Raw genomic sequence first — 11,073 nt, 5'->3', positions numbered from 1 at the left:
GTCGCCGGCCCCCGCGGAGCTAGCGTGGGGGCGTGTCCTACTTCGATGCCGCGTCCGCGGCCCCGCTGCATCCCGTCGCCCGGCAGGCCCTGCAGGCCTCGTTCGACGAGGGGTGGGCCGACCCCGCCCGTCTCTACCGTGAGGGAAGGAGGGCCCGGCTGCTCCTCGACGCGGCGCGCGAGGCGGCGGCCGAGGCGGTGGGCTGCCGCCCCGACGAGCTGGCCTTCACCACCTCCGGCACCCGCGCGGTGCACTCCGGGATCGAGGGCGCCCTGGCCGGCCGGCGGCGCGTCGGAAACCACCTGATCGTGTCAGCCGTCGAACACTCGTCGGTGCTCCATTCGGCGGACGCGCACGAGGCGTCGGGCGGATCGGTGACCCGCGTTCAGGTCGAGCGCACCGGAAGGGTGACCCCTTCCTCCTTCGCCGAGGCCCTGGGCCCCGGCACCGCGCTGGCCTGTCTGCAGTCCGCCAACCACGAGGTGGGCACGGAGCAGCCGGTGGCCGAGGTGGCACAGATGTGCCGGGAGGCAGGCGTGCCGCTCCTGGTGGACGCGGCGCAGTCACTGGGCTGGGGACGGGTGGAGGGCGACTGGTCCCTGCTGACGGCGAGTGCCCACAAATGGGGCGGCCCCTCCGGCGTCGGCCTGCTCGTCGTGCGCAAGGGCGTACGGTTCGCGCCCCAAGGACCCGTGGACGAGCGGGAGTCGGGGCGGGCGGCGGGATTCGAGAACATCCCGGCGATCGTCGCGGCGGCGGCCTCGCTGCGTGCCGTCCGCGCGGAGGCCGCGGAGGAGGCGGGGCGCCTGCGGGAACTGACGGAGCGGATCCGGGCGCGGGTGCCCGCGCTGGTTCCGGACGTCGAGGTGGTCGGCGACCCGGTCCGACGGCTCCCGGGGATCGTCACCTTCTCCTGTCTCTATGTCGATGGAGAGACTCTGCTGCACGAACTGGACCGCGCGGGCTTCTCGGTCTCCTCGGGCTCGTCCTGCACCAGCAGCACCCTGATCCCCAGCCATGTCCTGAAGGCCATGGGCGTCCTGAGCGAGGGCAATGTCCGGGTGTCGCTGCCGCCCGGCACCGGAGAGGAGGACGTCGACCGCTTCCTGTCGGTGCTCCCCGGGCTGGTCTCCGGCGTCCGGGAGAAGCTGGGGGCGCCGACGGCGGTGACGAAGGTGCCCGCGTCCGCCGACGCGCTGGTGGTCGACGCGCTGGGCAGGCGCTGCCCGATCCCCGTCATCGAACTGGCCAAGGTCATCGGGGACGTGCCGGTCGGCGGCACGGTCCGGGTGCTGTCCGACGACGAGGCGGCCCGCCTCGACATCCCCGCCTGGTGCGAGATGCGGGGCCAGGAGTACGTCGGGGAGGAGCCTGCGGACCGCGGCTCGGCCTACGTCGTCCGCCGGCTCTCGTAGAACCGCACCGCGGCCGGACCCCCTGTCTCCGTGGAACAGGCCCGGCCCGCCGCTCCTCCGGACGAGGCTCCGGGCTCGCCTGACCGGACAGGACTCCGTGCTCGCCTGACCCGGACGAGGCTTCGGTCAAGCCTGACCCCGGACAAGACTCCGGGCCCGCCCCCGTCGCACGAGGGCGGGCCCGGACCCGGGTCTGCTGCGCGCGCCCTAGGAAAGGTGCGCCCGGACCTCGACGGCGGCGTCGTCGCCGTACGCCTTGGTGAAGCGCTCCATGAAGTGGGCGCGGCTGAGCTGGTACTCCTGCGTGCCGACCGTCTCGATCACCAGGGTGGCGAGCATGCAGCCGACCTGCGCGGCGCGCTCCAGGCCGACGCCCCAGGCGAGACCGGAGAGGAAGCCGGCGCGGAACGCGTCACCGACACCCGTCGGGTCCGCCTTCAGCTCCTCCTCGGGGCAGCCGACCTCGATCGGGTCGTGGCCGACGCGCTCGATGCGGACACCGCGCGAGCCGAGGGTGGTCACCCGGTGGCCGACCTTGGAGAGGATCTCCGCGTCGCTCCAGCCCGTCTTCGACTCGATGAGCCCCTTCTCGTACTCGTTCGAGAAGAGGTACGTCGCGCCCTCCAGCAGGACCCGGATCTCGTCGCCGTTCATCCGCGCGATCTGCTGCGAGAAGTCGGCGGCGAACGGGATGGAGCGCGTGCGGCACTCCTCGGTGTGGCGGAGCATCCCCTCGGGGTCGTCCGCTCCGATCAGGACGAGGTCGAGACCGCCGACCCGGTCCGCGACGGCCTTGAGCTCGATGAGGCGGGCCTCGCTCATCGCGCCCGTGTAGAACGAGCCGATCTGGTTGTGGTCGGCGTCCGTGGTGCACACGAAGCGCGCGGTGTGCAGCACCTCGGAGATGCGCACGGAGGCGGTGTCGACGCCGTGCCGGTCCAGCCAGGCGCGGTACTCGTCGAAGTCGGAACCGGCGGCTCCGACGAGGATCGGGCGGGTACCGAGCTGACCCATGCCGAACGCGATGTTCGCGCCGACTCCGCCCCGGCGGACATCGAGGTTGTCGACCAGGAAGGAGAGGGAGACCGTGTGCAGCTGGTCCGCGACCAGCTGGTCGGCGAAACGGCCGGGGAAGGTCATGAGGTGGTCGGTGGCGATGGAGCCGGTGACTGCGATACGCACGGCTAGGACACGCTCCTGCGAGGGGAGGGGATTGACAGTTAACGCTACCGGGTCCGCACGCGACCCCTGAAGGGCCAAAACTACCCGATAGTAGATCTTTCTTCGTGACGGCAACGGTGCATACGGTTCCGGTATGACGAACCTCAAGGTCCACGACACCGCTCCGCTCGGCCCGGTCAGCGACCTGGAAGGCGATCTGGCGTCGCTGCGCGGCGACTGCGCCCGGATGGCCGGTCACTGGTCGGCCCCCGCACCCGTTCCCCCGATCCACGTCTCCCCGTCCCTCATCCACGGGGTGACGGTTCCGCCCGCCTCGGCGCGGCTGCTGGACGCGATGTCCGACTACGGCGACTGACCTTCGGCGTCCGTTCGGCGCCGCCGTACGGGTGAGAGCCCGGCGGCGCCGGACGGGTGAGGGTTCGCGCGGCGCCCGACCGGTCGAAGACGGGGTGCGCTCGCAGGGAACCGTGCGCTCCCCCGCTGCGTCCCATCGCCGTCCCCCGTAAAAGGGATGAGCCATACGACCCTGGAGTGCCCGTCATCGACAGGGCCGGGTCGTGGGACAGCAGTGGAGCCGAAGGAGCGATGCGGTGAGCACCGAGCGACCCGACAACGACGCGACCGATCCCGTCGGGAGCCACGCCGAGGGTCCCGCCGAGAAGGCGACCGGACCCGCCCCGGAGGACACCGCGCCGGTTACCGCCGGGGAGCGGCCCGAGAGCCCCGCCGGGGACCGGGTCGAGAACACCGCCGCGGAGCGCGCAGCGGACCTTGCCGACGACACGGCCGCGCCCACCGCCGCGGACTCGGCCGAGGGTTCCGCCGGAGAGCGGAGCGGGGACGCGGGCGCGACGCCCGCCGAGGACCGGCCCGAGGACGCCGCCCCGGACGCTGCCGAGGGTCCCGCCGGAGAGCGGGGCGAGGACGCAGGCGCGGAGGCCGCCGCGGACGTAGTCGCGGCGGCCGCTGAGGTCCGGCCCGAGGACGCTTCCGCGGACCCTGCCGAGGGTTCCGCCGGAGACTTGGACGGGAGCGCAGGCGCGGCGCCCGGCGAGAACGGGCCCGAGGGCGCCGTCGCGGACGCTGCCGAGGGTTCCGCCGGAGAGCGGGGCGTGGGCACGGGCGCGGAGTCCGTGCGAGGTGAGGCGGAGGGCACCGCCGGGCAGCGGGCCGAGGCTCCCGGCGGGGGTGCGGCCGACCGGGTCCTGGAGGATGCCGACGACGTGGGCGCTTCCGGCGCGGGTGGCACCCTGGCCGGTTCCGGTGACGCAGTCGGCGCAGGCTCTGGCGAGACCTCCCCCGATGTCCCTGCTGTCCCTGCTGCCCCTGCCGTCGCCAAGGGTTCCCCCGGAGCGCATCCCGAGGTCGCCGTCCTCGGGGCCGGCTCGGGGGCCGGCGAGGGTGACGGGGCCGGAGGGGGCCGTCGGCGGCGCAGCCCGGTGCTCGTCGCCTCGGTCGTCGCGGCCGTGCTGCTCGTCGGGGGCGGCGGCGCCCTCGTCGCCACGACGGCGTCCGACGGCAACCGTTCCGGCACCCCCGGCGCCGACGGCACTCCGCCGCCCCTCGCCCTCGACGGCTACGTCGCGAGCACGACCGGCGACGGGTCCACGGGCGGTACGGCCGGCATCGCGCCCGGCGAGCCCAACCCCTACGGCACCACCTACCGCGCGAGCGGCACGCTCCCCGCGGGCCCCGGCTCGGCGCACGTGCAGTGGGCCGAGGGCCGGGTGACCCGGGCCGAGGTGGCACGGCTCGCGAAGGCCCTGGGCCTGGCGGGCACCCCCCGGCTCGCCGGGGACGCCTGGACGGTCGGCACCGCCAAGGACGGCACCGAGCCGAATCTGCGGGTGACCGCGGACGCCCCGGGAACCTGGACCTACGCCTCCGCCCTGCCGGGCGGCGACAACTGCGTGAAGGTCACGACGTGCCCTGCAACGGGCCCCGGCTCCTCGGCCGACTCCGCACCGGACCCCGTGGGCGAGGCGGCGGCGAAGCGGGCGGCGGCGCCCGTGCTGAAGGCGGTGGGCCAGGACGACGCCAAGCTGGACGCGAGCCAGCTCATGGACCGGGTGAGGGTCGTGAACGCCGACCCGGTCGTGGGCGGACTCCCCACGTACGGCTGGACGACCGGCCTGCGGATCGGCACGGACGGTCATGTCGTCGGCGGCAGCGGCCAGTTGAAGACGCCGGTGGAGGGAGACGCCTACCCGGTCCTCGGCGCGCGGAAGGCGCTGGACGCGATGAACGCGTCGGCGACCGGAGGCGACCACCGCATGGGCATCGGCGGCTGCGCCAGCCCCGTACCGCTGAAGGACCGCGACGAGGCGCCGTGCGAGCACCCCTCCCCCGGGCCCCGGACCGAGACGGTGACCGTCGAGAAGGCCACCTTCGGACTGGCGGCGCAGCGCGCGAACGGGCGGCAGGCGCTGGTGCCGTCCTGGCTGTTCGAGGTGCGCTCCCCCGGCGCGCAGGACACGTACACCGTGACGCACCCGGCGGTCGACCCGGCGTTCCTGGCCCCGGCGGATCCGCCGGCGCAGCCGAGCGCGGAGCCGACCGTGCCGGCGCCGTCCGGCGAGCCGTCCTCCCCGGCGGCCACGCGTGACGTCGGGGTGCAGGGCTACACGGCCGAGGGCAGGGACCTGACGGTCGGCTTCACCGGCGGGGTGTGCGCCGACTACACGGTGACGGCGAGCGAGAGCTCCGGCAAGGTCACCGTCACGGTGACGGAGAAGCCCTGGAAGAACAAGGTCTGCATCATGATCGCGAAGATCTACGAGAAGACCGTGCGCCTGGACGAGCCGCTGGGCGGCCGTGAGGTCGTCGGGAGCGACGGCAAGGCGGTCCACCAGGGGCTCGTCGAGTTCCCCGAGGCCTCCTCGGCGACGTCGGCGGGGCCCCGGTAGAGGTCGGCCGGCAGGCGTCGGCCGACCCCGGACACGCGAAGGCGGCGTCCCCCTCACAGGGGGACGCCGCCTTCGTCCGTACTCCGCGTGTACGCGCCTTCGCCACGAGCCGTGGACCAGGCCCCGGGGCGGACTAGCTGAAGGAGTCGCCGCAGGCGCAGGAGCCCGTCGCGTTCGGGTTGTCGATCGTGAAGCCCTGCTTCTCGATGGTGTCGACGAAGTCGATCGAGGCGCCACCCAGGTACGGGGCGCTCATGCGGTCGGTGACGACCTTCACACCGTCGAAGTCCTTCACGACGTCGCCGTCGAGCGAGCGCTCGTCGAAGAAGAGCTGGTACCGCAGGCCGGAGCAGCCGCCGGGCTGAACGGCGACGCGCAGCGCCAGGTCCTCGCGGCCTTCCTGGTCGAGCAGGGCCTTGACCTTGGCCGCAGCGGCGTCGGACAGGATGATGCCGTCGTTCACGGTGGTGGTCTCGTCCGATACGGACATCTGCTTCTCTCCCGGGTTGTACGGAGACTGCTTGCCGCAGGTTGCAACCGGCGGGGCCGCGGATTCATTCCGGGCCGAGCTCATGTCTTCTGCCTTCTCTCTTCATGCTCGCACATGCGCCCGCGCACGAACACCGGCCTGTGGACAACCCCACGGACACCCGGGTGTCACCCGCCGGAGAGGCGACCGGGATTCACGTCACATGGACGCTATGGCCATCGTCAACGTGACGTGAAGCGGTTATGATAGATAGCGTCAAATAGACGAAAAGGCATCGTACCGCCGGACCGCTCCCCCGGGAGCCCGGCGACCCGCAGAACAGAAAGGGTGCGTGTCGTGACCACCGCCCAGACCCAGGAGCTCGACGTACAGCCGACGCCCCTCGCCCTGCTGCTGCTCGGCCGCCAGGCCGACCCGAAGAGCGAGCGGGGCGTCGAGTGCCCCGGCGACCTGCCCTCGCCGTCCGACCCGGACCTGGTCGAGCGTGCGCGGGCGGCCAAGGAGAAGCTCGGCGACAAGGTCTTCGTGCTCGGCCACCACTACCAGCGCGACGAGGTCATCCAGTTCGCTGACGTCACGGGTGACTCCTTCAAGCTGGCCCGCGACGCGGCGGCCCGCCCGGAGGCCGAGTACATCGTCTTCTGCGGTGTGCACTTCATGGCGGAGTCGGCCGACATCCTCACGGGCGACGCCCAGAAGGTCGTCCTCCCGGACCTCGCCGCGGGCTGCTCGATGGCCGACATGGCCACCGCCGAGCAGGTCGCCGAGTGCTGGGACGTCCTGACCGAGGCCGGCATCGCCGAGGGGGTCGTGCCCGTCTCGTACATGAACTCGTCCGCGGACATCAAGGCCTTCACCGGCAAGCACGGCGGCACGATCTGCACCTCCTCCAACGCCCAGCGCGCCCTGGAGTGGGCCTTCGAGCAGGGCTCGCAGGTGCTGTTCCTGCCCGACCAGCACCTCGGCCGCAACACCGCCGTCCGCGACATGGGCATGTCCCTGGACGACTGCGTGCTCTACAACCCGCACAAGCCGAACGGCGGCCTGACCGCGGAGGAGCTGCGCGGCGCGAAGATGATCCTGTGGCGCGGGCACTGCTCGGTGCACGGCCGCTTCAGCGTCGACTCGGTCAACGACGTGCGCGAGCGCATCCCGGGCGTCAACGTCCTCGTGCACCCCGAGTGCAAGCACGAGGTCGTCGCGGCGGCGGACTACGTCGGCTCCACCGAGTACATCATCAAGGCGCTGGAGGCCGCCCCGGCCGGCTCCAAGTGGGCGATCGGCACGGAGCTGAACCTCGTACGGCGTCTCGCGAACCGGTTCGCGCCCGAGGGCAAGGAGATCGTCTTCCTCGACAAGACGGTCTGCTTCTGCTCGACGATGAACCGCATCGACCTGCCCCACCTGGTGTGGACCCTGGAGTCCCTCGCCGAGGGCAACCTCGTCAACCGCATCGAGGTCGACAAGGAGACCGAGGCGTTCGCGAAGCTGGCGCTGGAGCGGATGCTGGCGCTGCCGTAGTCGCGGGTAAAGGTGAAGGGGCGCCCCCTGGTGACCGGGGGGCGCCCCTTCGCCGTACGCCTCCCCACCGGTTTGGACGGCGTTCGGCCCAATTCGGAAGTCGGTCGGCCGACTCCGGAACACCCGGCCCGCACGACCTGGCGCCCCGCGCGAGCGCCCGGCCGCGAACGACGGGCCGCGAACGACGGGCCGCAAGAGGCGGGCCCCCGCCCCGGCGCGTGAACGCCGGGGCGGGGGCCCGCCTTCTGGAACCCGATCGGACTCCGCTTCCCGGAAACCCGGTCAGACTCCGGCCGGCTCCGGGGACTTGTCCTCGTCGCCGACGGCACTCTTGTCGGTGCCCGCGCCGGACTTCGCCTCCCGCTTCGCCGCCCGCTTCCTCGCCCGGCGCTCCTTGCGGAGTTCGAGCATCGCGTACAGCGTCGGGACGAGCAGCAGCGTCAGAAGCGTCGACGTGATGAGACCGCCGATCACGACCACCGCGAGCGGCTGCGCGATGAAGCCGCCCTCGCCGGTCACGCCCAGGGCCATCGGCAGCAGCGCGAAGATCGTCGCCAGCGCTGTCATCAGGATCGGGCGGAGCCGGTGCCGGCCGCCCTCGATCACGGCCTCGACCACGCCGTAGCCCTGCGCCCGGTACTGGTTGACGAGGTCGATCAGCACGATCGCGTTCGTCACCACGATGCCGATGAGCATCAGCATGCCGATCATCGCGGGGACACCCATCGGGGTGCCCGTCACGACGAGCAGGCCGATCGCGCCGGTCGCCGCGAACGGGATCGACACGAGCAGGATCAGCGGCTGGACCAGCGAACGGAACGTCGCCACCAGCAGCATGAAGACGATCGCGATCGCCGCGAGCATCGCGAGGCCCAGGTTCTTGAACGCGTCGCTCTGATCCGAGGAGACACCGCCGATCGACGCCGTGGCGCCGGCGGGCAGCTTCAGCTTCGCGAGCTTCGCCGTGAGGTCGTTGCTGACCGCGCCGGTGTTGTCGCCGGTCGGCCTCGCGGTGATCGTGGCGGCCCGCTGGCCGTCGATCCGGGTCATCGAGACCGGCCCGTCGACCAGCTTCACGTCCGCGATGTCACCGAGCTTCACCGCGCCGAGCCGCAGCCCGCGCAGCTCCGCGATCGTGGTGACGGGCTTCGCGGACCTGATGACGACGTCCCGCTCGGTGTCGTCCAGGACCGCCTTGCCGCTGGTGGTGCCGCGTACCGCCTGGCCGACGGCCGCGCCGAGCGTGGCGTCGTCGAAACCGGCCGCCGCCGCCTTGGAGTTGGCCTTGACCGAGATGCGCGGCACGCTCTGGGACAGATCGCTCGTGACGTCGGTGACGTCGTCGAGCTTCGCAACCTCGTCACGGACCTGGCCGGCCGCCTCGCGCAGCACGGCCGCATCCGCCGCCTTCACGACGACCTTGAGGTCCTGGCTGCCGAACCCGTCGCCGGCCGCGACCGTGATGGTGCCGGCCCCGGAGAGCTTGCCGAGCTCCTTCTCCACGCGGTCCTGGACGTCCTTCGAGGACGCGGAGTCCTCCAGCATGATCTGGTACGACGCCTGGTTGGTGTCCGTGCCGCCGCCGAAGGCCGCCATGAAGCCGGAGGAGCCGATGGTGACCTGGTAGTCCTTGACGCCCTTGACTCCGTCGAGGAGCTTCTCGACCTTCGCGGCCTGCGCGTCGGTCGTGGCCAGGCTGGTGCCCGGCTTCAACTGCTGCTTGACGGTGAGGACTTCCTGCTCGCCCTGGTCGAAGAAGTTCGTCTTCAGCAGGGGCGCCATGCCGAACGTGCCGACGAGGATCACGGCCGCGATCAGCAGGCTGGTGAGCCGGCGACGGGTCGCGAAGCGCAGGACGGGGACGTAGACGCGCTGGAGGCGGCTCCGCTCCTCCTTCTCCTCGGCCTTTCGGCGGGCCTCCTCGGCGTCCGCCGGGGTGCCCTTGGGGGCGCGCAGGAACCAGTACGAGAGCACCGGGACGACCGTCAGCGAGACGAGCAGGGACGCGAGGAGCGCCGCCGTGACCGTGAGGCTGAAGGAGCCGAACAGCTCGCCGACCATGCCGCCGGTCAGACCGATCGGCAGGAAGACGGCGACCGTGGTGAGGGTCGAGGAGGTGACCGCTCCGGCCACCTCGCGGACGGCGGTGAGGATCGCCTCCTGGCGCTCCTCGCCGTAGCCGAGGTGCCGCTTGATGTTCTCCAGGACGACGATCGAGTCGTCGACGACCCGGCCGATCGCGATGGTGAGCGCGCCCAGCGTCAGCATGTTGAGCGACAGGTCGCGGGTCCACAGCACGATCAGGGCCAGCACCACGGACAGCGGGATGGAGACCGCGGTGACCAGCGTGGAGCGGACCGAGGCCAGGAAGAGCAGGATGACCAGGACCGCGAACAGCAGGCCGAGGGCGCCCTCGGTGGTCAGCCCGTGGATGGCCTTGGAGACCGCCGGGCCCTGGTCGCTGACGACGGTGATCGTCGCGCCGGAGCCGAGGTCGGTGCGCAGGCCGGGCAGCTTGTCCTCGACCGCTTCGGAGATGGCGACGGCGCTGCCGTCGTGGGCCATGGTGACGGTCACGGACAGGCTCGGGCGGCCGTCGGTGCGCGTGATGGAGTCGGCCTCGGCCTGCTCCTGCCGCACGGTGGCGACGCTGCCGAGGCGCACCGGCTTCTTGCCGGGCTGCCCGGTGACCATCAGGTCCTGGATCTGGGCCAGCGAGGTGAAGCCGCCGCCGACGCGCACGGTGCGGTTGCTGCCGTCCTCGTCGAAGGAGCCGGCGGGGACGGTCGCCCCGCCCGCCTGGAGGGCCTGGCCGAGGGCGGCCGGGGTGAGACCGGCCTTCGCCAGCTTCCTGTCGTCGGGCGTGACGGTGACCTGGAGGTCCCGCACACCGGCGACCTGGACCCGGCCGACGCCCTCGATGCCCTCGAGGGCGGGGACGACGGTGCGGTCGAGGCGGTCGGCCAGCGCCTGCTGGTCCTGACCGGAGGTGACGGCGAGGACGACGGTCGGCATGTCGTCCGTCGAGCCGGCGATGACCTGCGGGTCGACCGCGTCGGGCAGCCGGGCGCCGGCCCGGTTGACGGCCTGCTGGACGTCGGCGACGAGCTGCTTGGTGTCGTTGCCGTAGTCGAAGGACGCCATGATCACGGCGTTGCCCTCGCTCGCGGTGGAGGTGACACCGGTGATGCCGTCGACGCCTTCGAGGCTGTCCTCGATGGGCTCGACGACCTGCTTCTCGACCACGTCGGGAGACGCACCCTGGTACGGCGCGAGGACCGACACCACGGGCAGTTCGATGGTGGGCAGCAACTGCTGCTTGAGCTGCGGGATCGCTATCGCCCCGAAGACGAGCGCGATGATCGACATCAGCCCGATGAGGGCCCGCTGCGCGAGGCTGAATCTGGACAGCCAGGACATGGGTGGTGGGTCTCTCTTCCGTGGTTCGAGCGGAACGCGGGGGACGGGGGAACTCCCCACGTCACACCTTGGGCCATGGACGGGCGGCGAACCGTAGCCCCTGAGTCCATTTCCTTACGCGGAACCTACTCCAGCCGCA

At 72.1% G+C, this 11,073-nt stretch carries 7 protein-coding genes; 4 read left to right on the top strand and 3 right to left on the bottom strand.

Features of this window, described 5'->3' with window-relative positions:
- Positions 1 to 32 precede the first annotated feature (32 nt).
- Positions 33 to 1,415, top strand: coding sequence for a cysteine desulfurase/sulfurtransferase TusA family protein (locus ACFYYF_RS23810; protein WP_388778877.1), 1,383 nt, complete (start codon positions 33 to 35; stop codon positions 1,413 to 1,415).
- 207 nt (positions 1,416 to 1,622) lie between these two features.
- On the opposite strand, the gene ACFYYF_RS23805 is transcribed toward ACFYYF_RS23810, so the two are convergent.
- Positions 1,623 to 2,597 carry a carbohydrate kinase family protein gene (locus tag ACFYYF_RS23805; RefSeq protein WP_365492328.1) on the bottom strand — a complete coding sequence of 325 codons (975 nt, stop codon included), beginning with the start codon at positions 2,595 to 2,597 and terminating at the stop codon, positions 1,623 to 1,625.
- A 133-nt stretch (positions 2,598 to 2,730) separates the two neighbouring features.
- Here ACFYYF_RS23805 and ACFYYF_RS23800 point away from each other — a divergent pair, with 133 nt between their 5' ends.
- Together ACFYYF_RS23800 and ACFYYF_RS23795 are read left to right on the top strand one after the other, a co-directional pair.
- A complete protein-coding gene (locus ACFYYF_RS23800; RefSeq protein WP_361686019.1) occupies positions 2,731 to 2,952 on the top strand; it encodes a hypothetical protein in 222 nt (73 codons plus the stop codon).
- A 235-nt stretch (positions 2,953 to 3,187) separates the two neighbouring features.
- A complete protein-coding gene (locus ACFYYF_RS23795) occupies positions 3,188 to 5,503 on the top strand; it encodes a hypothetical protein (RefSeq protein WP_388778875.1) in 2,316 nt (771 codons plus the stop codon).
- 133 nt (positions 5,504 to 5,636) lie between these two features.
- On the opposite strand, the gene erpA is transcribed toward ACFYYF_RS23795, so the two are convergent.
- The gene (erpA, locus tag ACFYYF_RS23790; protein WP_037623995.1) at positions 5,637 to 5,993 is read right to left on the bottom strand and encodes an iron-sulfur cluster insertion protein ErpA; all 357 of its coding nucleotides are present in this window, start codon (positions 5,991 to 5,993) and stop codon (positions 5,637 to 5,639) included.
- A 336-nt stretch (positions 5,994 to 6,329) separates the two neighbouring features.
- On the opposite strand from erpA, the gene nadA reads away from it, so the two are divergent.
- Positions 6,330 to 7,514: a quinolinate synthase NadA gene (gene nadA, locus ACFYYF_RS23785; RefSeq protein ID WP_388778873.1), complete on the top strand. Its 1,185-nt coding sequence runs from the start codon at positions 6,330 to 6,332 to the stop codon at positions 7,512 to 7,514.
- Between the two features lie 282 nt (positions 7,515 to 7,796).
- Here nadA and ACFYYF_RS23780 read toward each other — a convergent pair whose 3' ends face one another.
- Entirely contained in the window at positions 7,797 to 10,934 is a 3,138-nt protein-coding gene (locus ACFYYF_RS23780) for an efflux RND transporter permease subunit (protein WP_388778871.1), read from the bottom strand.
- Positions 10,935 to 11,073 lie beyond the last annotated feature (139 nt).

The sequence above is a fragment of the Streptomyces sp. NPDC001914 genome (assembly GCF_042891215.1).
In the GTDB taxonomy this organism is placed as follows: Bacteria; Actinomycetota; Actinomycetes; order Streptomycetales; family Streptomycetaceae; genus Streptomyces.
The sequence above is the reverse complement of the archived record's forward strand: the minus strand, read 5'-3'. Positions and strand labels throughout refer to the sequence as shown.

What these genes read in the sequence shown, in the direction of transcription:
- ACFYYF_RS23800 (WP_361686019.1), top strand. Translation starts at nt 2,731, where the DNA reads ATGACGAACCTCAAGGTCCACGACACCGCTCCGCTCGGCCCGGTCAGC.
- erpA (WP_037623995.1), bottom strand. Translation starts at nt 5,993, where the DNA reads ATGTCCGTATCGGACGAGACCACCACCGTGAACGACGGCATCATCCTG.
- ACFYYF_RS23780 (WP_388778871.1), bottom strand. Translation starts at nt 10,934, where the DNA reads ATGTCCTGGCTGTCCAGATTCAGCCTCGCGCAGCGGGCCCTCATCGGG.